Here is a 24,017-nt window from a genome sequence, read left to right as displayed (position 1 = left end):
AGATGATGGCGGATTTCAGCGGGCTGCCCGATTACGCGGAGTTGTTCTGCCATTCGAACTTTTCATTCCTGCATGGCGCGTCGCATGCGGACGAACTGGTCGAGCGTGCGGTGGAACTCGGCTATCGCGGGATCGCGATCACCGACGAATGCTCGCTCGCCGGCGCGCCGCGCATGCATGTCGCGGCGAAGGCGAACGGATTGCCGCTGGTCATCGGTTCGTATTTCGACGTCACGCCGGATGACGTCGCGCCCGGCCACGACCCGGGCCCCGGTGCGTTCGGGCTCGTGCTGCTCGCGCAGAACCGCGAAGGGTACGGCAATCTTTCCGAGTTGATTTCGTGGCGGCGGATGGCATCGTCGAAGGGCACTTACCAGCTGACGTCGCGGATGCTGTCGGCGCCGCCGGCGGAGTTTGCCCACTTGCGCGGCATGCCCGACTGCTTCGCGATTCTCGTGCCGACGTACCCGGTGCGGGCGGACGTGCTCGATGCGCAGGTCGCGTGGTTTCGCGCGATGTTCGGCGAGCGGGCGCGGCTCGGGCTCGTGCAGTTGCAGCGCGCGCTGGACGGCGCGCAGCGCGACGAGATTCGCGAGGCCGGCAAACGGCGCGGCGTGCGACTCGTCGCGCTGGGCGACGTGACGATGCACGTGCGCTCGTGCAAGCCGCTGCAGGACGTGATGACGGCGATTCGCGTCGGGATGCCGGTCTCCGAATGCGGGTACGCGCTCGCGCCGAATGCGGAGCAGCATCTGCGTTCGCGCGGGCGGATCGCGAAGTTGTTTTCGTCGGCCGAGATCGCGGAGACGTGCGCGATGTTCGATGCATGCGATTTCGAACTCGACTCGCTGCGTTACGAGTATCCCGACGAGATCGTGCCGGCGGGACTGACGCCGACGCGCTATCTGGAACAGGAAACCTTCGCCGGAGCGGCGGTGCGTTATCCGCAGGGCATTCCGGAGAAGGTCGACAAGCAGATCCGCCATGAACTCGACCTGATCGCCCGGCTGAGCTACGAGCCGTTCTTCCTGACCGTCTACGACATCGTCAAATACGCGCGCAGCCAGAACATCCTGTGCCAGGGCCGTGGCTCGGCCGCGAACTCGGTCGTCTGTTATTGCCTCGGCATCACCGAAGTGAATCCCGAGCAAAGCACGATGCTGTTCGAGCGTTTCATCAGCGAGGAACGCGGCGAGCCGCCGGATATCGACGTCGACTTCGAGCATCAGCGCCGCGAAGAAGTGATCCAGCACATCTACGCAAAATACGGCAAGGATCGCGCCGCGCTCGCGGCTGCCGTTTCGACGTATCGTCCGCGCGGCGTGCTGCGCGAAACCGGCAAGGCGCTCGGCGTCGATCCGATGCTGGTCGATCGCGTCGCAAAGGGGCATCGCTGGTTCGACGGCAGTCGCGATCTGCTGCGGCAATTCGCGTCGACCGGGCTCGATCCCGAAACGCCGCTGATTCGCACATGGGCCGAACTGGCCGGGCGCTTGCTCAACTTCCCGCGCCATCTGTCGCAGCATTCGGGCGGCTTCGTGATCAGCCGCGGCAAGCTCACGCGGCTCGTGCCGGTCGAGAACGCGGCGATGGACGGGCGACGCGTGATCCAGTGGGACAAGGACGATCTCGAAGCGCTCGGGCTGATGAAGGTCGACGTGCTCGCGCTCGGCATGCTGTCGGCGCTGCATCGCGCGTTCGACCTGCGCACCGCATGGCGCGGGCCAGCGAAGGACGGCGAACCGTTCACGCTGAAACACATTCCGCAGGACGACAAAGCAACTTACGACATGATCTGTCGCGCCGATACGGTCGGCGTGTTCCAGATCGAATCGCGTGCGCAGATGTCGATGCTGCCGCGGCTGAAGCCGCGCAACTACTACGATCTCGTTGTTCAGGTATCGATCGTGCGGCCCGGTCCGATTCAAGGCGGCGCCGTGCATCCGTATTTGCAGCGGCGCAGGATCGTGGCCGGTGAAGAGGAGGGCGAGGTCACGTATCCGAGCGACGCGCTCAAGGAAGTGCTCGTTCGTACGCTGGGTGTGCCGATCTTCCAGGAACAGGTGATGCAGATTGCGATCGTCGCCGCGGGTTTTACACCTGGCGAAGCGGATGACTTGCGTCGTGCGATGGCCGCGTGGAAGCGCAAGGGCAATCTCGAGAAATATCAGGACAAGATCATCAGCGGCATGCTCGAACGCAACTACACACGCGAATTCGCCGAACAGATCTTCGAGCAGATCAAAGGCTTCGGCGAATACGGGTTCCCCGAAAGCCACGCCGCGAGCTTCGCGAAACTCGCGTACGCGAGCAGCTGGCTCAAATGCCACGAACCCGCGATCTTTCTCGCCGCGCTGCTGAACAGCCAGCCGATGGGGTTCTACCCGCCGTCGCAACTCGTGCAGGACGCGAAGCGTCACCGCGTGAAGGTGCTGCCGATCGACGTGACGCAAAGCACCTGGGAAGCCGCGCTCGAGGCGTTGCCCGACCAGCCGCCGCCGCACGGTCAGCCGGCCGTGCGGCTCGGCCTGTCGCTCGTGCGCGGCCTGAGCGAAGCCGCCGCGCGGTGCATCGAAGCCGCACGCGCCGCCGGCCCGTTCGACAACGTCGACACCCTCGCGCGCCGCGCGCAACTCGAACGTCGCGATCTCGAGGCGCTCGCCGCCGCGAATGCGCTCGCGACGCTCGCCGGCCATCGTCGCGATGCGTTGTGGCAGGCCGTCGCCGCGGCGCCGGAGCGCGACCTGCTCGCCGCCGCGCCGATCGACGAGGTGGAGCAACCTGCGCTCGGCGCGCCGTCGGAAGCCGACGACATCCTCGCCGACTATCACACCACCGGCCTCACGCTGAACCGCCATCCGGTCGCGTTGCTGCGTCCGGCCTTGCGCGCGCAGCGGCTGTCGTCGGCGGCCGAGTTGCGCGACCGTCCCGACGGCCGGCTCGCACGCGCATGCGGGCTCGTGATCGCCCGGCAGATGCCGGGCACCGCGAAGGGCGTGATGTTCATGACGCTCGAGGACGAAACGGGCTGCGTGAACGTGATCGTCCGGCCCGAGCTGCTCGCGCGGCAGCGCCGCGAAACACTCGATTCGCGGCTGCTCGCGGCGTCCGGCGTGTGGCAGGTCGTGAGCGACGTGCGGCACCTCGTCGCGCAGCATTTCGAGGATCTGACGCCGCTGCTCGGCGGCCTGCGCACGTCGAGCCGGGAATTCCACTGATCCGCGCGTCGCACCGGCGCGCTGTCGTCGATGCATACCAGTCAGCCAAATTGGTTCTATTCTGGTCTCATATTCGTGCCGGAAACCCGGCCGGTCCACGCACTGGAACTGTCCCCTTGCATACCACTTCGGGTAAATCCCTATCTCGCACTGCATTGTAAACAAAGGCTTTGCCGGTACTAAAACGCTTGCCGCGCAAGGCTTTCGGCGATTTCCTCGGCGCTAATACCAGTTCGTTGACTGGTATTATTGTGGTTATATAATGCGTTCACTTTCGACGGTCGGAGATCGTCGTCCGACACGCGGAGGCACATGGAAACCGGCTGGGCCGAACTGGCGCCCGATCCCCTCGACGATACGCCGCTCTATCTGCAGCTCGCCCGCAATCTGGCGAGCGCGATCCACGCGGGCGCGTGGCAGGCCGGCGAGGCGCTGCCGTCGGAGCGGCTGCTGTCGGTGTCGGTCGGCGTGTCGCGGATCACCGCGCGTCGCGCCCTCGCGCTGCTGGTCGAGCAGGGCCTGATCAAGCGGGCGCGCGGCGCGGGCAGCTTCATCACGCCGCGCGTTGCCGATCCGCTGTCGCGCCTCGTCGGCTTCACCGCGAAGATGCGCCAGCGCGGCTTCGTGCCCGATTCGGTGTGGCTGTCGCGCACGCTGCGCACCGCGAGCCGCGACGAGCTCACGCATCTCGGCCTCGCGCCCGGCGCGACGGTGGCGCGGCTCGAACGGCTGCGCCGCGCGGACGGCATCGTGATGGCGGTCGAGCATTCGACGCTGCCCGCCGCGGTGGTGCCCGATCCGCAGGTGCTCGGTGCATCGCTGTACGAATACCTGGAGGCGCGCGGCATGACCGTCGTGCGCGCGCTGCAGCACTTTCGCGCGGCGAACGCGACGCACGCGATCGCGAAATGGATGGCGGTGAAGCCGGGCTCGGCGCTGCTGGTGATCACGCGGATCGGCTACGGTGTCGACCAGCGCGCGATCGAAATGAGCGAAACGTATTGCCGCGACGACTATTACGACTTCGTCGCCGAACTGAAACGCTGACGCGCGAGACTGCCCGCGCAGCACATGCAACGGATTTGCAAATCACGACGCGGATGCCCGCGTCACCAGATCATCAAGAGAACGTCATGCTGACTGGAAACATCCTCACCCCCGACGGCTGGATTCACGGTTCGCTCGATAGCGAGAACGGCCGCATCACCACGCTCGACGGCGCGCCCGTCGATCCCGCGAAGAACGACGCGCCGTACATCCTGCCCGGCTTCATCGACCTGCACGTGCATGGCGGCGGCGGCGCCGACGTGATGGAAGGCGGCGACGCGATCGAAACGATCGTCCGCACGCATGCGCAATTCGGCACGACGAGCCTGCTCGCGACGACGATGACCGCGCCGCGCGACGAACTGATGGAAGTCGTCGCGAATCTCGGCACCGCCGCGCGGGCCCGCACGCCGGGCGGCGCCCGCGTGCTCGGCGTGCATCTCGAAGGGCCGTACATCAACCCCGGCAAGCTCGGCGCGCAGCCCGACGCGGCCGTGTCGGCCGTGCTCGACGAGGTGCTCAAGTACCTGTCGATCGCGCCGATCCGCGTCGTCACGCTCGCGCCGGAAATCGCGGGCCACATCGAGATCATCGGCGAGATGGCCGCGCGCGGCGTGCGCGTGCAGCTCGGCCACTCGCTCGCGACCTACGACGACGCGGTCGCCGCGCTCAAGCACGGCGCATGCGGTTTCACGCACCTGTTCAACGCGATGTCGCCGCTGCATCACCGCAACCCGGGCCTCGTCGGCGCGGCGCTCGCGCATGCCGAATACGCGGAAATCATCCCCGATCTGCTGCACGTCCACCCGGGCGCGATTCGTGCTGCGCTGCGCGCGATTCCGCGCCTGTACGTCGTGACCGACAGCACGTCCGCCACCGGCATGCCCGACGGCGAATACCGGCTTGGCAGCCAGCACGTGACGAAGTGCCTCGGCGGCGTGCGGCTCGCCGACGGCACGCTCGCCGGCAGCACGCTGACGATGGACCAGGCGCTGCGCAACCTCGTGTCGCTCGGCCTGCCGATCGCCGACGTGTCGAACCGGATGTCGCGCTACGCGGCCGACTACCTCGGCGTGACCGATCGCGGCCGCCTCGAGCGCGGCGCATGGGCCGACCTCGCGGTGTTCGATCGCGACCTGAACCTCACCGCGACCTACGTCGAAGGAGAATCGATTGTCGAATATGCTTAAGGAAGCGCGCGAGTCCGCCCAGGTCGTCGCCGCGCAGATCGCCGACACCGCGCGCGTCGAAGCGCTCGCCGGCCAATTGCTCGATCACCCGCCGGCCGTCGCGCTGACGGTCGCGCGCGGCAGCTCGGATCACGCCGCCAGCTATTTCGCGAGCCTGACGATGAGCCGCCTCGGCGTGCCGGTCGCGTCGCTGCCGATGTCGGTCGCGACGCTGCAGCAGGCGCCGCTGAAGGTGCAGGACCAGCTCGCGATCGCGTTCTCCCAGTCGGGCAAGAGCCCCGATCTCGTCAATACGATGGCCGCGCTGCGCGAAGCCGGCGCGCGCACCGTCGCCGCCGTGAACGTGCTGCCGTCGCCGCTCGCCGATGCGTGCGAGCACCAGTTGCCGCTGCTGGCCGGCCCCGAACTGTCGGTCGCCGCGACCAAGAGCTATATCGCGATGCTGTCGCTGTCCGCGCAGATCGTCGCGTACTGGCAGCGCGACGCCGCGCTGATGACCGCGTTGCGCGGGCTGCCCGACGTGCTCGCGCAGGCCGGCCGGCTCGACTGGTCGCAAGCCGTCGCGGCGCTCGCGGGCGTCGAGCGGATGATCGTCATCGGCCGTGGTCTGGGCCTCGCGATCGCGCAGGAAGCCGCGCTGAAGCTGAAGGAAACGTCCGGCATCCAGGCCGAGGCATTTTCGAGCGCCGAAGTCCGTCACGGCCCGATGGAGCTGATCGACCGCGACTATCCGCTGCTCGTGTTCGCGCCGCCGGGGCCCGAACAGGCCGGCCTGCTGCAGCTCGCCGCGGACATGCGCGCCCGCGGCGCCGCCGTGCTGCTCGCGGCGCCGGCCGGCACGCCCGGCGTATCGACGCCCGGCGTATCGGGCACTGTGCTGCCGCTCGCGCAGTCCGCCCATTCGGCGCTCGACCCGATCGCCGCCATTCTTTCGTTCTACGTGATGGCGGCGGATCTCGCCGTCGCGCGCGGGCGCAATCCCGACACGCCGCGCCACCTGAACAAAGTCACCGAAACGCACTGATAGCCGAGAAAGCCGATGAGACGCGCCGAGGAATCCCAGTTGAAGAGCCCCACCCACGATCAGATCGTTCTGCTCAGCCCATTGACGGGGCCGATCGTCGCGCTGGCCGACGTGCCCGATCCGGTGTTCTCCGGCGGGATGTTCGGCGACGGCATCGGCATCGACCCGCTCGCGGGCCGGCTCGTCGCGCCGTGCGCGGGCGTCGTGTCGCATCTCGCGCGCACGGGCCATGCGGTCACGATCACGACACCGCAAGGCGCGGAAGTGCTGCTGCACATCGGCATCGACACCGTCGAGCTGAACGGACAGGGCTTCATCGCGCACGTCGAAGCCGGCGCGCGTGTCGAGGCAGGCGCGCTGTTGATCGAGTTCGACCAGGACGCGGTGGCGCGCCACGCGCATTCGCTCGTGTCGGTGATCGCGATCGCGAATTCCGACGCGTTCGAGGTGGTCGAGCGCGCAAGCGGTTTCGCGACCGCCGGCGAGACGCCGTTGCTCGCGCTGCGCGGCAAGGGCGAAGCCGCCGCGCAGGCGGCGCAGGCCGGTGCTGCCGCGCAGAACGAAGTGCGCCGCGAGATCGTGCTCGCGCAGCCGGGCGGGCTGCATGCGCGGCCGGCCGCACGGGCGCGTGAAGCCGTGCGCGGGTTCGATGCGACCGTCGACGTGCTGTTCGACGGCCGCAAGGCGTCGATCGCGAGCGTTGTCGGCCTGCTCGGCCTCGGCGCCGGCGAAGGCGCGACGGTCGAACTGGTCGGGCGCGGCGCGCACGCGCAGCAGGCCGTCGATGCGGTCGAGCGCGAGCTGCTGCGCGAGGCGCACGGCGAAGTGGAAGAAAAGCCGGCGCGGCTGAAGTCGCCCGCGCCGCAAGCCATCGCGCACGCACCCGGCGCGACGCTCGACCCGAACACGCTCGCCGGCGTATGCGCGGCGCCCGGCATCGCGGTCGGCACGCTGGTGCGTCTCGACGATGCGGACATCGTGCCGCCCGAGCAGGCGTCCGGCACGCCGGCCGCGGAAAGCCGCCGCCTCGACCAGGCGCTGAAGGCGGTCGACGCCGAACTCGGCGAAACGGTGCGCAACGCCTCGGCGCGCGGTGCGGTGGGCGAGGCGGGCATCTTCGCGGTGCATCGCGTGCTGCTGGAGGACCCGACGCTGGTCGACGCGGCGCGCGACCTGATCAGTCTCGGCAAGGGCGCGGGCTTCGCGTGGCGCGCGACGATCCGCACGCAGATCGACACGCTGTCGAAGCTCGACGACGCGCTGCTCGCCGAACGCGCGGCCGACCTGCGCGACATCGAGAAGCGCGTGCTGCGCGCGCTCGGCCATACGAACGGCGCCGCGCGCGCGCTGCCCGACGAGGCCGTGCTCGCGGCCGAGGAATTCACGCCGTCCGACCTGGCGTCGCTCGATCGCGAACGCGTGACCGCGCTCGTGATGGCGCGCGGCGGCGCGACGTCGCACGCGGCGATCATCGCGCGGCAGCTCGGCATCCCGGCGCTGGTGGCGGTCGGCGATGCGCTGTACGCGATTCCGGACGGCACGCAGGTCGTCGTCGATGCGAGCGCGGGCCGGCTCGAACATGCCCCGACCGCGCTCGACGTCGAGCGCGCGCGGCACGAGCGCCAGCGCCTGGACGGCGTGCGCGAGGCGAACCGGCAACAGGCCGGTGAGGCGGCCGCGACGGTCGACGGTCGCGCGATCGAGGTCGCCGCGAACATCGCGACGCTCGACGACGCGAACACCGCGGTCGACAACGGCGCGGACGCGGTCGGCCTGCTGCGCACCGAACTGATGTTCATCCATCGCCAGGCCGCGCCGACGGTGGTCGAGCATCAGCAGAGCTACCAGTCGATCGTCGACGCGCTGCAGGGCCGCACGGCGATCATCCGCACGCTCGACGTCGGTGCGGACAAGGAAGTCGACTACCTGACGCTGCCGCCCGAACCGAACCCGGCGCTCGGCCTGCGCGGCATCCGTCTCGCGCAGGTGCGCCCCGATCTGCTCGACGATCAGTTGCAGGGCCTGCTCGCGGTGAAGCCGTTCGGCGCGGTGCGCATCCTGCTGCCGATGGTGACCGACGCAGGCGAGCTCGTGCGGCTGCGCAAGCGCATCGACGAATTCGCGCGCGCGCAGGGCCGCACCGAGCCGATCGAGGTCGGCGTGATGATCGAGGTGCCGTCGGCCGCGCTGCTGGCCGACCAGCTCGCGCAGCACGCGGATTTCCTGTCGATCGGCACCAACGACCTGACCCAGTACACGCTCGCGATGGACCGCTGCCAGGCCGACCTGGCCGCGCTGTCCGACGGCCTGCATCCGGCCGTGCTGCGCCTGATCGACATCGCGGTGCGCGGCGCCGCGAAGCACGGCAAGTGGGTCGGCGTATGCGGCGCACTCGGCGGCGATCCGCTCGCGGTGCCGGTCCTGGTGGGCCTCGGCGTGACCGAACTGTCGGTCGATCCGGTGTCGGTGCCGGGCATCAAGGCGCGTGTGCGCCGTCTCGATTACCAGTTGTGCCGTCAGCGCGCGCAGGATCTGCTCGCGCTCGACTCGGCACAGGCGGTAAGGGCAGCAAGCCGCGAGGTCTGGCCGCTCGACTGAGCGTCGACGGCAGGTTCGCGACCGGTTTCACGACGAAGGCATTCGCTCAACGACGATTAATGACGAGACAAGGATTGGAGGACTGAATGAACGGGAATCCGTTTCTGAAAATACAGGGCCTGGGCCGGGCACTGATGCTGCCGATCGCGGTATTGCCGGTCGCCGGCATCCTGCTGCGACTCGGCCAGCCGGACGTGTTCAATATCAAGATGATCGCCGACGCCGGCGGCGCGATCTTCGACAACCTGCCGCTCTTGTTCGCGATCGGCGTGGCGGTCGGCTTCGCGAAGGACAACAACGGCGTGGCGGCGCTCGCGGGCGCGATCGGTTACCTGATCGAAACCGCGATCATGAAGGACATCGATCCCAAGCTGAACATGGGCGTGCTGTCCGGGATCATCGCGGGGGTCGTCGCGGGCCTGCTGTACAACCGCTACAAGGACATCAAGCTGCCGGACTACCTCGCGTTCTTCGGCGGCAAGCGGTTCGTGCCGATCATCACCGGGCTGGTCTGCGTGATACTGGGCATCGCGTTCGGGTACGTGTGGCAGCCGATCCAGCATGCGATCGACGCGGCCGGCCAGTGGCTGACGACGGCGGGCGCGATCGGTGCGTTCGTGTTCGGCTTCCTGAACCGTCTGCTGCTCGTCACCGGCCTGCACCACATCATCAACTCGCTCGCGTGGTTCGTGTTCGGCAACTTCACGCCGCCCGCCGGCGGCGAGATCGTGCACGGCGACCTGCACCGCTTCTTCGCGGGCGACCCGACCGCGGGCACCTTCATGGCCGGCTTCTTCCCGATCATGATGTTCGGCCTGCCGGCGGCGTGTCTCGCGATGCTGCACGAGGCGCCGAAGGAGCGCCGCGCGATGGTCGGCGGCCTGCTGTTCTCGATGGCGCTGACGTCGTTCCTGACCGGCGTGACCGAGCCGATCGAGTTCAGCTTCATGTTCCTCGCGCCGGTGCTGTACGTGATCCACGCGGTGCTGACGGGCTTGTCGCTCGCGATCTGCCAGATTCTCGGCGTGAAGCTCGGCTTCACGTTCTCCGCCGGCGCGATCGACTACGTGCTGAACTACGGGCTGTCGACGAAGGGCTGGATCGCGATTCCGCTCGGCATCGCGTACGGCGCCGCGTACTACGGGCTGTTCCGCTTCTTCATCCGCAAGTTCAACATGGCCACGCCGGGCCGCGAGCCGGCGTCGACCGATGCGGCCACGGAATCGTACGCATCGGGCGGGTTCGTCGCACCGGCCGCGGGCGCGGCTGCAACGGCTGCCGCACCGCGCGCGCAACGCTACATCGCCGCGCTCGGCGGCGCGGCCAACCTGTCGGTCGTCGACGCGTGCACGACGCGCCTGCGCCTGACCGTGGTCGATCCGGAGCAGGTGTCGGAGCCGGAACTGAAGTCGATCGGCGCGCGCGGCGTGCTCAAGCGCGGCGGCAACAGCGTGCAGGTGATCATCGGGCCCGAGGCCGACATCATTGCCGACGAGATGCGCGCCGCGATCGGCGGCGGCGCGACCGGTGCGGCCGCGCCGGCGACGGCCGCCGCGCAGCCGGTCACGGGCGCGGCCGCCGGCCCGCTCGATCCGGAACCGACCCGCTGGCTCGCGGTGTTCGGCGGCGCGACCAACGTCGCGTCGCTCGATGCGGTGGCCACCACGCGCCTGCGCGTGGTCGTGCGCGATCCGTCGGCGGTCGATCGCGAGCGTCTCGGCACGCTCGACGTCGCGTGGGTGTCGCTCGACACGTTCCACATCGTCTGCGGCAACGCGGCCGCACGCTATGCCGAACAACTCGGCGCGCGCCTGCCGCCGTCGGGCGGCGGGGCGGCAGCCCAACCGGCGTGATGCGGTGAAGCCGGCCTGACATCCGCGCGGCGGATGCGGGTCGGCGGTCAAGAGAGGCCAAAAGAAAACGGCTTGCGACGACGATGTCGCAAGCCGTTTTTGCTTTGGAGACGGCGGTGCGCGATACGCGATGCGTTGCGCCGCATCGCTTGTCGCTCGACTGCCTGGCCGGTCAGCCGATCACGGATTCGTCAGCGTGAAGGTCGGCTTCCGGTAGCCGACGCCGGCGCGGTCGAGCTTCGGCAATTCGCGTTGCGTGAGCAGCGTCGCGAAGCCGGCCCAGTCGCGCTGCAGCGCGGCGATGTCGACGTGATGCGTGTCGCCGCGCTTGAAGCGCACGCCGGCCGCATACGGCAGCTCCCAGTCGGCCCGGTGCCACGCGCGCTCGGCGAGCGCGAGCAGTCGCGGATAGGTCATGTATTCGAGAAAGGTGTCGTTGCGCATCACCTCGCCCCACGCCTGGCCCTGCATGCCTTCGATGCGCGGCGCGGGGCCCGTGCCCGTCACCTCGAACGGGTTGCCGTCGCGGTCGCCCATCACTTCGGCGTTCTGCGGCAGGTTCTCCGGCGCGAGCGAGAACACCTTGTACTCGTCGGTCGCGTGCGAGCCCCAGTAGTAGCCGCGCTCGCGCGGATTGAGCGTGTACGGGAAGTCGAAGTACAGGTAGTCGGGCAGCGCGAGCACCGTCTGGTAGCCCTTGCCGCTCAGGTCGCGCGCGCTGTCCGACGCGCCCCAGAAGATCGTGTCCCACAGCGACACCATCACGTGGCGCGTGCTGAAATCCTGCGGCCCGTTCGCATGCTTGATGCCGTCCTGCCACGCGGCCATCGTGCCGATCCCGTTCGCGTTGACCGCCGCGCTCACCTGTTTCGCGAAACGCGTCGGCAGCTCGTCGATCGACTTGATCTCGCCGCGCTGGAGCAGCGCCGTGCAAGCGGGCGAACGCGCCCACGGCTTGTCCTGCGCGGCCAGATCGATGCGCCCCTTGTTCGGGTCGGTGCCGTTCAGCGGCTGGAAGCCGCCGCCGAGGAAGATGTTCTTCGCTTCGTCGCCGCCGTAGTGCCACGTCTGCAGCGGCGCCTGCGCGTCCGCGTGCATCGCCGCGATCTCGCGGATCACCTTCGACGCGAAGTTGAGCGCGCCCGGCACGCACGGGTTCAGGTCGCTGCGCCGGTCGTAGAACTGCACCGTCGTCAGGTTCGTCGTGTCCTGCGGGTCGAGCAGCCGGTATGCGTTCGCTTCCTGCTCGCGACCCGCCGCATGCAGCCGCCGGTAGCGCGCCTCCATCGTCACGACGGCCGCCCGCGCATGCGCGGGCATGTCGATCTCGGGAATGATCTGAACGAAGCGCGCGGCCGCGTAGCGCACGAGCGCCACGTAGTCGTCGCGCGTCAGGTAGCCGCCGCCCGAGCGATTGTCCGGCCCGGAGCCGAGCTGCGGCAGCAGGCAGCGCGTCTCGCTCGGGTCGTGGCAGCGGCGTCCCCCGATCTCGGTCAGCTCGGGCAGGCCGGGAATCTCGATGCGCCAGCCTTCGTCGTCGGACAGATGCAGGTGCAGGCGGTTGAGCTTGTACGCGCTCATCTGGTCGATCAGGCGGCGCAGCGTTGCCGGCTGCTTGAAGTTGCGCGCGAGGTCGACGTGCATCCCGCGATGCGTGAAGCGCGGCGCATCCTCGACGAGCATCGCCGGGATCGGGCCGCCGCCGGCCGGCGCGAGCGAGTAGAGCGTCTGCACGCCGTAGTAGAGGCCCGCGCGATCGTAGCCTTCGATCAGCACGCCGCGCGGCCCGATCGCGAGCCGGTAGCTGCCCGGTGTCGCGAGGTCGGCCGGCAGCCGGCGCGGCGCGACGAAGCCGCGTACCGGCACGCCTGCGCCGTCGAGTCCGAGGGTCGTCGCGCGCTCGCGCAGCGCCGCGACCTGTGCGTCAGGCAGGTCCGGCAGCGCGAGTTCGACGCCGCGCAGCTCGAGCGTGCCGGGCAGCGGCAGCTCGCGCTTCACGCTCGGCAACGCGCGACCGGGATCGGGCCGCGCGGCCACGGGCGGCGCGTTGCCGGTCGAGTTGTTCTGCGCGTCGGCCGGCAGCGATTCGACGTAGCGCAGCTCGTTGTCGGTGTCGTCGTAGCGCAGCACGGCCGGCGGCGCGCCGTCGACGACGACGTACGGACGCGGAATCACGTCGCTGTAACGCAGCAGCCAGTATTCGGCGACGAACGGCAGCTCGATGCGCTCGCCGGGCGCGAGCCGCACCGAGCCCGGCTGCGGCGTCAGCTCGTACAGGTCGCCGGTGAGCCGCCGCAGCGCGAAGCCCGGCCGGTCGATCCGCAGCAGGCGGCGGATGCTGTGCAGGTAGAGCTTCCAGCCGCCGTCGGCGATCGCCGCATGGCCGCGGTTCTGCAGGATCAGGCGGCCGGTCGCGCAGGCGGCGCCGTCGGCGCCGAGATCGGCGCACGGTACGCCGGCCGCGGCCGCGTGGTTGTTGTCGACGGCCACGCGCAACGCGAGGCCGTTCGACAGCAGCATCGCGAGGCTGGCCGCCTGGGCGGCGGCCGCTTGCGCGGTGCCGGCGTTCGCGCCAGCGGCGGCCGACGCCGGCGCCGCGGAGATCGCCGCCGGCGACAGCACGGCGATCAGCAGGCCGGCAATGAGGGAGGGCAAGGTACGCTTCAATTCGAACTCCTGAGAAAAAGGGGGCGTAGCGGCGCCGTGACGCGACGTCGCTGCGATCGGGTCTTTCAGTGGAGCTGCGGGAGATACCAGCACGCGGAGCGATGCGGCTGCGCCGCGCGCATTCGGCACGCGGGCGCGTGCGTTACGGAACGGGAGGCGGGCATGCGTGCCGGTCGGCGCGGCGCGGCGGCGTGCGCGGAATCATCGGCGGCTCGCGGCGTTCGCTGCAGCGGCGAGACGGCCGCAATCGACGGCGCGCGGTTGGCCGCGCACGAGCGCGACGACGGCACGCGCCGTGGCATGCGGACGTCGACACGGCGCGCACGCGCACGCCACACACGGGATTCGCATGTCTCCCCCACCCAGAAGGAATCGGCCTGTCAGCGGCCGTGTCCAACGATCTTATGAAACCTTTTATTGGTATTCAAGTGGTATCAATCTGGCGCTAAATTGGCATCGCCGTGCGACGTCCCGCCGGCGCGGCCGTGACGAAAAAAAACCTCGCGCGAAGCGAGGTTCTTTCCGTTGTCGGACGGCGGCCGCGCGTATCGCGCGCGGTGCGTCACTGCGTCAGTCGCGGCGCGCACGCACCGGCGCTTCCTGCGGCTTCTGCCGCGCTTCGAGCCACATCGCGTTGACGATGCCGAACGACAGCGCGACGCCGATACCGAGAATCCAGCTGAAATACCACATGATCCGACTCCTTGCGAAACGGTGGGCGAGGGCGCCTGCGCGCCCCGGCCCGGTTCAGTGCGTCAATACATCGAGTGCTTGTTCTCTTCGAGCGTCTGGTGCGTGACCTTGCCGCGCATCACGCGATACACCCAGCTCGTGTAGAGCAGGATGATCGGCAGGAACACGATCACCGCGAACAGCATCACCTGCAGCGTCATGTGGCTCGACGTCGAATCCCACACGGTCAGGCTGCTGCGCGGGTCGAGCGACGACGGCATGATGAACGGGAACATCGAGAAGCCGGCGGTCAGGATCACGCCGACGATCATCAGGCCCGTGCAGAAGAACGCCGTCTTCTCCTGCTTCGAGCCGGCGAGCAGCAGCGCGAGCACGCCGCCCGCGATCCCGACGACGGGCGCCGCGATCATCCACGGATACTCGCCGTAGTTCGCGAGCCAGAGGCCCGAACCGGCGGCGACGTCCTTGAGCAGCGGGTTCGCGACGGTGTCGGTCGGCGCGGCGTGGGTGATGTGGAAGCCGCCGATATACGAAGCGACGAGCACGCCGGCCAGCACGAACAGCACGACCGCGAGGAACGACGCGACGCGCAGCGCGATCGACGCACGGCGCGCGATCACGCCGTCGGTCTTCATCTTGATGAACGCGGCGCCGTGCGCGACGAGCATCGTGAGGCTGACGAGCCCGCACAGCAGCGCGAACGGGTTCAGCAGCGCCCAGAAGCCGCCGTAGTAGGTCACGCGCAGGTCGCTGTCGAACTTGAACGGCACGCCCTGCAGCAGGTTGCCGAACGCGACGCCGAACACCAGCGCCGGCACGAAGCCGCCGACGAACAGGCCCCAGTCCCAGCCCGCGCGCCAGCGCGGGTCGGGCCGCTTGCTGCGGTAGTCGAAGCCCACCGGCCGGAAGAACAGCGCGAACAGCACGAGCAGCATCGCGAAGTAGAAGCCGGAGAACGACGCGGCGTAGACGAGCGGCCACGCGGCGAACATCGCACCGCCGGCCGTGATCAGCCACACCTGGTTGCCTTCCCACGTCGCGCCGACCGTGTTGACGATGATGCGGCGCTCCTCGTCGGTCTTGCCGAGGAACGGCAGCAGCGCGGTCGCGCCCATGTCGAAGCCGTCGGTGACGGCGAAGCCGATCAGCAGCACGCCGACGAGCAGCCACCAGATCAGCTTGAGAGTTGCATAGTCCATAGCGATTCCTTGTTCGGTTGCGAGGGCGTGCTCAGACCGCGGCCCGCTCGCCGGCGGCGGCGAGTTCGTGGTGATAGCGGCCGGTATGCAGCGACGACGGGCCGAGGCGCGCGTACTTGAACATCAGCTTGATCTCGATGATGAACAGTACCGTGTAGAACGCGATGAAGCCGGCGAGGCTCAGGTACAGGTCCGTCGACGTCAGGCTGGACGCGGACAGATGCGTCGGCAGGATGCCCGCGATCGTCCACGGCTGGCGGCCGAGCTCGGCGACGACCCAGCCGAATTCCGCGGCGAGCCACGGCAGCGGGATCGCCCACACCGCATAGCGCAGGAACCAGCGGCGGTTGTCCTGCAGCAGCTGCCGGCGCGCGCAGAACCAGAACGCGGCGACGAAGGTCGCGAGGAACAGGAAGCCGAGGAACACCATGATCCGGAACGAGAAGAATACGGGCGCGACCGGCGGGATCGTCTTCTTCGCGGCGGCCTTGATCTGCTCGGGCGTCGCATCGACCACGTTCGGCGTGAACTGCTTGAGCATCAGTCCGTAGCCGAGATACTGCTTGTGCTGGTCGAACAGCGCGCGGGTCGCGTCGCTCGTGTCGCCTTCCTTGATCTTCTGCAAGGCGCCGTACGCGACCATCCCGCTCTGGATGTGTTCCTCGCTGTGCTTCGCGAGCTCGCGCAGGCCGATCACCGGCTCGTCGATCGAGCGCGTCGCGATCAGGCCGAGCGCGTACGGGATCTTGATCGCGTAGTCGGTGCGCTCTTCCTTCTGGTTCGGGATGCCGATCAGCGTGAACGATGCCGGCGCCGGCTGGGTTTCCCATTCCGATTCGATCGCGGCGAGCTTCATCTTCTGCACTTCGCCGGTCGTGTAGCCCGATTCGTCGCCGAGCACGATCACGCACAGCGTGGCCGCGAGGCCGAAGCCGGCCGCGACCGCGAACGAGCGCAGCGCGAAGTCGACGTCGCGCTTTTTCAGCAGGTACCACGACGAAATGCCGAGCACGAACATCGCGGCCGTCACGTAACCGGCCGACACGGTGTGCACGAACTTCACCTGCGCGACCGGGTTGAACAGCACGTCGAACAGGCTCGTCAGCTCCATGCGCATCGTCTGGTAGTTGAACTCGGCGCCGACCGGGTTGTTCATCCAGCCGTTCGCGACGAGGATCCACAGCGCGGACAGGTTCGAGCCCAGCGCGACGAGGAACGTGACGACCAGGTGCTTGACCTTCGACAGGCGGTTCCAGCCGAAGAAGAACAGGCCGACGAACGTGGATTCGAGGAAGAACGCCATCAGGCCTTCGACCGCGAGCGGCACGCCGAAGATGTCGCCGACGTAGTGCGAGTAGTACGACCAGTTCGTGCCGAACTGGAATTCGAGCGTGATGCCGGTCGTCACGCCCATCGCGAAGTTGATCCCGAACAGCTTGCCCCAGAACTGGGTCATGTCCTTGTAGACCTGTTTGCCGGTCATCACGTAGACGGCTTCCATGATGACGAGCAGCCAGGACAGGCCGAGCGTCAGCGGCACGAACAGGAAGTGGTAGAGCGCCGTGATGCCGAACTGCAGACGTGACAGATCGACGACTTCGCTACTTATCATGGTGGTCTCCCTCGGTAGATGCAGGCGCCGGCACCGACAGCAACTTCTCGGCCACGGCGGCAGGCGGCAACGACATGTGCTCGGCCTGCGGATGATTGAAGAATGCGTATTTGAGCGACATCAGGAGGATCAGCTTGACGATCAGCACCAGCGCGATGTCGCGGGCGAGGGTGGGGCCGCGTGCCCACGCGGCGATGCGCGCGCGCCAGCCGATCGTGCCGGCCGGCCGCGAAGGCTCTTTATTGATCGAGATCAAGGCGATTATCCTGAATCGATTGAGATCGGATTGGGGGCGACTTTACGTCGGATTGGTGACGGCCGTGAAGCTGTTTTAATCCTTTTGCGCCTGACATGCCAATTTTAAAAGGACGGCTTTCCGCTGCCGAGTGCTGCGCTGCGGCAGACCGTCGCGAAGCGTGGGGTAAAAATTGAGGTGGATCAAGGTTATGCGGAAGGGCGCTGCAAATGACGCAATATCCGATGAATCAGGTCAATTAATCGGCGTAGAAACGGCGTGTGAAACGCGTTGAAAAGCGGGTGAAAAGCAGCGGAAAAACGGACGAAAAAAAACCGCTGCCGGTCAGGCAGCGGTTTTCGACGAAGCGCTCTAAATTGCCGCGATTTACGCGTATTCGGCGAGCGCCGTGCGCATCTTTTTCATCGCGCTCGCTTCGATCTGGCGGATGCGTTCCGCCGACACGCCGAACTCGGCGGCGAGATCGTGCAGCGTCGAGCCGCCCGAGCCGTCGTCGTCGACGTGCAGCCAGCGCGCCTCGATGATGCGGCGGCTGCGTGCATCGAGCGCGTCGAGCGCCTGCGCGATGCCGTCCGTCTGCAGCATGTCGCGCTGACGCGCGGCGAGCACGGCGGTCGGCTCGTTGTGCGAGTCGGCCAGGTAGGCGATCGGCGCGTACGACTCCTCGCCGTCTTCCACCTGGCCTTCGAGCGCGATGTCGCCGCCCGACAGGCGCGTTTCCATCTCGGTGACTTCCTCGCGCTTGACGTTGAGCTCCTGCGCGAGGCCGTCGATTTCCTCGGGCGTCATCGCCTGCATGCTCTTCTTGTGGCTGCGCAGGTTGAAGAACAGCTTGCGCTGCGCCTTCGTCGTCGCGACCTTCACCATGCGCCAGTTGCGCAGGATGTACTCGTGGATCTCGGCCTTGATCCAGTGAATCGCATACGACACCAGGCGCACGTTTTGCGCCGGGTCGAATCGCTTCACGGCTTTCATCAGGCCGATGTTGCCTTCCTGGATCAGGTCGCCGTGCGGCAGGCCGTAGCCGAGATAGTTGCGCGCGATCGACACGACGAGACGCAGGTGCGACAGCACGAGGCGGCGCGCCGCGTCGAGGTTGTTGTCGTCGCGGAATTCGGTTGCGTAGCGGCGTTCCTCCTCGGCGGTCAGCAGCGGGATGCGGTTGACGGCCTGGATGTACGCGTCGATGTTGCCGAGCTGGCCGGGCAACATCGATTGGGCTGCGAGCGCCAGCGAGCCTGCCGATTCGGCCTTGGCCGGCGTCGGGCTCAGGGTGTTCGGGAGGGTCAGGGCGTTGCTCACTAAAAACTCCTTTGGAATCAGGGACAAACCCCCGGTCTCGAATGAGATTCCGTGGATCATCTTAGCACTCCCGCAAGGTGAGTGCTAATTCCTTAGAGCGGGCGGGGGCATCGGAGTTCCCCATTTTTCTATCGAACCAGCCGAGCCGATAGTCCATTCTGCGACCAGGGTGGCGCCACGAAGTTCCGTAAGCCGTTGTTTCTGATGGGAATCAGTAGACGATTTCGATTTTTGTCGTTTTGGAAGGAAGCCATTTCGTTTCGTGATGCCGATCCGAAAAGTCCTTTACCATACCATTCAGTTCGCTCGGGCCCGGCCGTTGCGGCAGGCTCCATTCAACCCACAAAGTTGGAGTGTCAGATGAACAATAAGAAGAATCGCCGGCCCCGCAGCCGGCTGGTGCTGCATGCGATGCTGGCAGCGTCTCTTCTGGGCGGATCGGGTGCGGCTTTCGCGGATCGCTGGGGGATCCAGGCGGGCGGCGGGTTTTCGGATCGTCACGGGGTCGACAAGGCCGATATCGGCGTGGTGTGGGATCCGGGCTGGAACTGGTGGGAAGTCGGCGGCTGGCACTTCGCGTTCGTCGTCGAAGGGCATGCCGGCTACTGGCACACGGGCGGCAACGTCCACAGCAGCATCGGCGAGTTCGGCGTGACGCCGATGTTCCGCTTCATCAAGAGCAGCGGGCAGATTCGCCCGTTCATCGAGGCGGGCGGCGGCGTCCGGCTCCTGACGCACCCGACGATCTCGGACAATTTCTCGCTGTCGACCGCGTTCCAGTTCGCGCCGACGGGCGGCGTGGGCGTGCAGTTCGGCCAACGGCAACAGTATCAGGTCGGCTACCGTTTTGAACATGTGTCTAACGCGGGTATCAAAGAGCCGAATCCTGGTATAAATTTCCACCAGTTCTACCTGCAGTACAACTTCTGATCCGTACGCCCGTGCAAGGCGGGCGCGTTGCCGAGGAGTCAGGCGATGGCGAAGGTGGTCGATGCGATCCGCGCGCTCGAGCGCGACCGGTTCCGGGCGATGGTGGACGGCGACGGCGAGGCGCTCGACGCGCTGTTGTCGGACAAGGTGTTTTTCGTCCATACCAACGGCAAACGCGAAACCAAGCAGCAGTTCATCGACGCCATCGTCGCCGGCCGCCGCCGCTATCGCCAGATCGAAATCCAGTCGCAGGACGTGCTGCCGGTCGGCGACGAGACCTGCGTCGTCACGGGGCGCGCGTTGATCGAGATGGAAACCAACAACGGCGGCCTCGTGTTCCCGATTGCCTATACGTCCGTCCACACGCACGACCACGGTCGCTGGAGCCTGTTCGCGTGGCAGGCGACGCGGTGCGCGACCGAGGCGTGAGCGCGGGTAACGCGCTTTTTCATGTCCCGACCGAAGCGGCCTTCTGAGCCGCTTTTTGTTGCCGCGTGCGGCGCGGATCGCGCGTCGCACGGGCGGTCACGCCCCGCTCGCTGACGTTTCAACCCTGCATCGAAGCCCCGCGTTCAGGCCGCCGCGCGGCGATCCGCGCAGTGCCATGCCGAGCGGTTGATCGCGCTGACGACCGCATCGAGCGCCGCACTCGCCGCATCGGCGTGCACGCCGACACCGTGCCGCAGCGGCGCGTCGCCGACCCGGCAGCCGACCGATACCGCGACCCGGCCGTCCGCCGTGCGCGTGGATTCGCACGACGCGATGTCGATCGTGGCGCCGGCGGCGCTCGCGAATGCCGCGGCGAAACGTCGCACGGCGTCGTCGGGCGTCGCGTCGGCGGCGGGCGCCAGCGCGATCTCGCGGTTTTGCCAGCGCGCGCCGATGCCGTGGCGCGCGGCCGGGCCGTCCGTCTCGAAGAATTCGCGCGCGAACAGCGCGCAGATCGTGTCGCCCGTCACTTCCTCGCCCGATGCGTCGGCGAGCGTCTGCACCGCATGGCTGAACTCGATCTGGACGCGGCGCGTCGGCGTGAAGCCCATCCCGCGTTCGAGCAGGAAGGTCGCGCCGCCCTTGCCGGACTGGCTGTTCACGCGGATCACCGCGTCGTAGCTGCGGCCGAGATCCGCCGGGTCGATCGGCAGGTACGGCACTTCCCAGATCGCATCGGGGCGCTGCTGCGCGAAGCCCTTGCGGATCGCGTCCTGGTGCGAGCCGGAAAACGCGGTGAACACGAGGTCGCCCGCGTACGGATGGCGCGGATGCACGGGAATCTGGTTGCAGCGTTCGACGACGCGGCGCACGGCGTCGATGTCGGAGAAGTCGAGGCCCGGGTCGATGCCTTGCGTGTAGAGGTTCAGCGCGAGCGTGACGAGATCGACGTTGCCGGTGCGCTCGCCGTTGCCGAACAGGCAGCCTTCGATGCGGTCGGCGCCCGCGAGCAGCGCGAGTTCGGCCGCCGCGACCGCGGTGCCGCGATCGTTGTGCGGATGCACGGACAGCACGATGCTGTCGCGATACGCGAGGTTGCGGTCCATCCATTCGATCTGGTCGGCGAACACGTTCGGGGTTGCGGCCTCGACGGTGGCCGGCAGGTTGACGATCATCTTGTGGTCGCGGGTCGGGCGCCACGTCTGCGCGACCGCGTCGCAGATCTCGCGCGCGAACGTCAGCTCGGTCATGCTGAAGGTTTCCGGCGAGTACTGGAAGGTCCAGTGCGTCTCCGGGCGCGCGGCCGCGTGTGCCTTGATGATGCGCGTGCCGTCGATCGCGAGCGCCTTCACGTCGTTCTTCGACATGCCGAACACGATGCGGCGGAACGACGGGCAGACCGCGTTGTACAGGTGCACGATCGCGCGCGGCACGCCTTCGAGCGCATCGAACGTACGGGCGATCAGGTCTTCGCGCGACTGCACGAGCACCTCGATCGTCACGTCGTCGGGAATCCGCTTGTCGTCGATCAGCTTGCGGACGAAATCGAAGTCGGTTTGCGACGCCGACGGAAAACCGACTTCGATCTCCTTGAACCCGATGGCGACCAGCATTTCGAAGAACTCGAGCTTCTGCTCGATGCTCATCGGCTCGATCAGCGACTGGTTGCCGTCGCGCAGGTCGGTGCTCATCCACACGGGCGCACGCTCGATGGTGCGGGCCGGCCAGCGGCGGCCATTGAGGCGAACGGGCTCGAACGGACGGTACTTGTCTTGCGGATTGCGCATCATCTTCTGGACCTCGGGTCTCAAGTCGCGAGCGAAGACGGGGCGGCATGGGCGACGGTTGGCGCTGCCTCGCATCCCGGCGCACGATGGCGCCGCGGATGCGGATGATCTTCGCGAATCGGCCGACGGATAGACGGACGAAGGCTGACGACTTCGGGTTGTAAAAACTGCGAGAGGGGTACTGCGAGGAACTGCTGGGAGGACCGTGCGAACAGCACACGGCGCTACGACAGCCTTAGGCTAGTCGTAGCGATAGCGGCCGCGCTAGGCGGCCGGAGGTAATTCGGAGGGTGTTCGGAAAGGAACGCATGACGGCCACTCTATGCCAGGATGCGCTCGCGTGTCAAATGTCGGGATAAAGGGGCAGGTCGTCAGCGCGCGATGCGGGCGACCTGCACGATCGTCGCGACCTGGCGCGCCACGGTGTCGGGCACCGGCACCTCGCCGCGCAGCACGGCGTCCGTCCACGCGGCCGTGGTCGCCGCATCGCGCGACTCGGGCAGCGCGACGGGCGGTGCGTCGGTCGACGAACGCTCGGCCTCGATCAGCGTGTCGCACACGCCGTCATGCAGCCAGTCGACCTGCACCTGGCGCCGCGTGTCGGCCACCGCTTCGCCTTCGGTGCCGCGCGCGAGCAGCGCGCCGCCGAGCGCGGCGTCCGGATGATCGCGGAACAGCTGCGCGAGGCTGTCACGGTACGGCGGGTGCGTGTAGTTGACGAGCCGCAGGCCGGCCGGCGCGAACGGCTGCAGGATCTTCACGAGCGTATGCGTCGAGTTGCGCACGCCGAGCACGCTGCGCATCGACAGCAGGTGCGCGATGCGCGGCGCCAGCACGTCGATCGGCGCGAACGCGACGCGGCGTTCGGCGAGCGTGTCCTCGATCGCATCGTGCGACGTCGACGGCGGGAGCGACAGCGCCGAGAAGATCTCGGCGCTCGTCACGCGGCCCGGATCCTGCTCGACCCCATGCACGAGCACCGGCACGCCTTCGCGCGCGAGCAGCAGCGCGAGCAGCGGCACGAGGTTCGGTTGCTTGCGCGCGCCGTTGTAGCTCGGAATCGACACCGGGCGGAACGCGGCGTCCTGCACGTGCACCGGCTCGAACGACGCCTGCGCGGCGGCGAGCATCGCGGCCAGTTCGTCGGCGGATTCGCCCTTCAGCCGATAGGCGATCAGGATCGCGCCGAGTTCGACGTCCGACACGCGCGCATCGAGCATCGCGCGATAGAGCGTGAACGTGTCCTCGGCGGACAGGGCGCGCGCGCCGTGCGGGCCGCGGCCGATTTCCTTGATGAAGCGGGCGCAAGGGAACGGAGCGGCGGCGGGATCGTGGGAAGCGGTCATCGGAACGTGGGGCGGGCGGCCGGCATCGGGCCGCGCGGTGAGCGGTGAGGAATGTCCCGAGTATCGCACGGGCGCGGGCGCGCATCGTGCCGCGCTACACTCTGGTTCCCGGCGGCGCGCGCACCGGCTGCGCCGCGCCCATGCCGCTGCCGGCCGAATACGACTACGAGAGACATCCCATGAAGCTCTACAGCTATTTCCGCAGTTCCGCGTCGTACCGCGTGCGGATCGCCCTGAACCTCAAGCAGTTGCCGTTCGACTATGCGCCCGTGCACATGCTGCGCGATGGCGGCGAGCAACTGAAGGACGCGTACCGCGCGCTGAATCCGGATGCGGTCGTGCCGACGCTGATCGATGGCGACGCGACGCTGCAGCAGTCGCTCGCGATCATCGAATATCTCGACGAAACCCATCCCGAGCCCGCGCTCCTGCCGAAGCAGCCGGTCGATCGTGCGTACGTGCGCGCGGTCGCGCTGCAGATCGCGTGCGAAATCCACCCGCTCAACAACCTGCGCGTGCTCAAGTACCTGAAGCACACGCTGAAGGTGCCCGAGGACGCAAAGAACGCGTGGTACCGGCACTGGATCGAGGCGGGCTTCGAAACGCTCGAGGCGCGTCTTGCGAACGACCCGCGCACCGGCAAGCTGTGCTTCGGCGACACGCCGACGCTCGCCGACGTGTGCCTCGTGCCGCAGGTGTTCAACGCGAACCGCTTCTCGATCGACACGACGCGCTTCCCGACGATCCAGCGGATCGTCGACCATGCGGCGACGATCGACGCGTTCAAGGCCGCCGAGCCGGGCGCGCAGCCTGACGCGGAATGAGCGCGGCGCCCGTGGCGAGCATGATCGGGCGCGCATGAAAAA

General features: G+C 67.8%; 17 protein-coding genes. 9 read left to right on the top strand and 8 right to left on the bottom strand.

What is annotated here, in order from left to right; genetic code table 11:
* Window positions 1–2 precede the first annotated feature (2 nt).
* From H0X90_RS23405 to nagE, 6 genes are all read left to right on the top strand, one after another.
* Window positions 3–3,218: an error-prone DNA polymerase gene (locus H0X90_RS23405; protein ID WP_077189747.1), complete on the top strand. Its 3,216-nt coding sequence runs from the start codon at window positions 3–5 to the stop codon at window positions 3,216–3,218.
* Between the two features lie 312 nt (window positions 3,219–3,530).
* A complete protein-coding gene (locus tag H0X90_RS23400) occupies window positions 3,531–4,265 on the top strand; it encodes a GntR family transcriptional regulator (RefSeq protein ID WP_006487014.1) in 735 nt (244 codons plus the stop codon).
* Window positions 4,266–4,351: 86 nt separating this feature from the next.
* A complete protein-coding gene (nagA, locus tag H0X90_RS23395) occupies window positions 4,352–5,455 on the top strand; it encodes an N-acetylglucosamine-6-phosphate deacetylase (protein WP_012492393.1) in 1,104 nt (367 codons plus the stop codon).
* The gene (locus H0X90_RS23390) at window positions 5,448–6,479 is read left to right on the top strand and encodes an SIS domain-containing protein (RefSeq protein WP_006499033.1); all 1,032 of its coding nucleotides are present in this window, start codon (window positions 5,448–5,450) and stop codon (window positions 6,477–6,479) included. Before nagA ends, H0X90_RS23390 begins: the two co-directional genes overlap by 8 nt.
* 15 nt (window positions 6,480–6,494) lie before the next feature.
* Window positions 6,495–9,077: a phosphoenolpyruvate--protein phosphotransferase gene (gene ptsP / locus H0X90_RS23385; RefSeq protein WP_043206199.1), complete on the top strand. Its 2,583-nt coding sequence runs from the start codon at window positions 6,495–6,497 to the stop codon at window positions 9,075–9,077.
* A gap of 86 nt (window positions 9,078–9,163) precedes the next feature.
* The gene (nagE, locus tag H0X90_RS23380; RefSeq protein WP_006499031.1) at window positions 9,164–10,930 is read left to right on the top strand and encodes an N-acetylglucosamine-specific PTS transporter subunit IIBC; all 1,767 of its coding nucleotides are present in this window, start codon (window positions 9,164–9,166) and stop codon (window positions 10,928–10,930) included.
* Window positions 10,931–11,110: 180 nt separating this feature from the next.
* Here nagE and H0X90_RS23375 read toward each other — a convergent pair whose 3' ends face one another.
* The 6 genes from H0X90_RS23375 to rpoH form a co-directional block, all read right to left on the bottom strand.
* Window positions 11,111–13,597 (bottom strand): family 20 glycosylhydrolase, encoded by a 2,487-nt coding sequence (locus H0X90_RS23375; RefSeq protein WP_077189746.1) that lies wholly within the window; start codon window positions 13,595–13,597, stop codon window positions 11,111–11,113.
* Window positions 13,598–14,167: 570 nt separating this feature from the next.
* Window positions 14,168–14,290, bottom strand: coding sequence for a cytochrome bd-I oxidase subunit CydX (gene cydX, locus H0X90_RS23370; protein ID WP_006483737.1), 123 nt, complete (start codon window positions 14,288–14,290; stop codon window positions 14,168–14,170).
* Window positions 14,291–14,352: 62 nt separating this feature from the next.
* The gene (cydB, locus tag H0X90_RS23365) at window positions 14,353–15,489 is read right to left on the bottom strand and encodes a cytochrome d ubiquinol oxidase subunit II (RefSeq protein WP_006483746.1); all 1,137 of its coding nucleotides are present in this window, start codon (window positions 15,487–15,489) and stop codon (window positions 14,353–14,355) included.
* Window positions 15,490–15,520: 31 nt separating this feature from the next.
* Complete coding sequence (locus H0X90_RS23360) at window positions 15,521–17,101, bottom strand: cytochrome ubiquinol oxidase subunit I (protein WP_006483728.1); 1,581 nt, start codon at window positions 17,099–17,101, stop codon at window positions 15,521–15,523.
* A complete protein-coding gene (gene cydP, locus H0X90_RS23355; protein ID WP_006499026.1) occupies window positions 17,091–17,357 on the bottom strand; it encodes a cytochrome oxidase putative small subunit CydP in 267 nt (88 codons plus the stop codon). Before cydP ends, H0X90_RS23360 begins: the two co-directional genes overlap by 11 nt.
* Before the next feature lie 366 nt (window positions 17,358–17,723).
* Window positions 17,724–18,659, bottom strand: coding sequence for an RNA polymerase sigma factor RpoH (gene rpoH, locus H0X90_RS23350; protein WP_006483735.1), 936 nt, complete (start codon window positions 18,657–18,659; stop codon window positions 17,724–17,726).
* A 360-nt stretch (window positions 18,660–19,019) separates the two neighbouring features.
* Between rpoH and pagL the strand changes: the two genes are divergently transcribed.
* Window positions 19,020–19,589, top strand: a complete 570-nt coding sequence (gene pagL / locus H0X90_RS23345) for a lipid A 3-O-deacylase PagL (protein WP_006483740.1) — start codon at window positions 19,020–19,022, stop codon at window positions 19,587–19,589.
* Between the two features lie 45 nt (window positions 19,590–19,634).
* A complete protein-coding gene (locus H0X90_RS23340; RefSeq protein ID WP_006483747.1) occupies window positions 19,635–20,018 on the top strand; it encodes a nuclear transport factor 2 family protein in 384 nt (127 codons plus the stop codon).
* Between the two features lie 143 nt (window positions 20,019–20,161).
* Here the strand turns inward: H0X90_RS23340 and leuA are convergent, their stop codons facing one another.
* Both leuA and ybiB read right to left on the bottom strand, forming a co-directional pair.
* Window positions 20,162–21,808: a 2-isopropylmalate synthase gene (leuA, locus tag H0X90_RS23335; protein ID WP_006499025.1), complete on the bottom strand. Its 1,647-nt coding sequence runs from the start codon at window positions 21,806–21,808 to the stop codon at window positions 20,162–20,164.
* Window positions 21,809–22,176: 368 nt separating this feature from the next.
* Window positions 22,177–23,151, bottom strand: coding sequence for a DNA-binding protein YbiB (ybiB, locus tag H0X90_RS23330; protein WP_006483732.1), 975 nt, complete (start codon window positions 23,149–23,151; stop codon window positions 22,177–22,179).
* A 179-nt stretch (window positions 23,152–23,330) separates the two neighbouring features.
* Between ybiB and maiA the strand changes: the two genes are divergently transcribed.
* Complete coding sequence (gene maiA, locus H0X90_RS23325) at window positions 23,331–23,975, top strand: maleylacetoacetate isomerase (RefSeq protein WP_006499022.1); 645 nt, start codon at window positions 23,331–23,333, stop codon at window positions 23,973–23,975.
* The last annotated feature ends 42 nt before the right edge of the window (window positions 23,976–24,017 follow it).

This window comes from Burkholderia sp. 9775_39 (genome assembly GCF_015712225.1).
In the GTDB taxonomy this organism is placed as follows: Bacteria; Pseudomonadota; Gammaproteobacteria; order Burkholderiales; family Burkholderiaceae; genus Burkholderia; species Burkholderia cenocepacia.
This window is presented reverse-complemented; position numbering and strand designations above follow the sequence as displayed.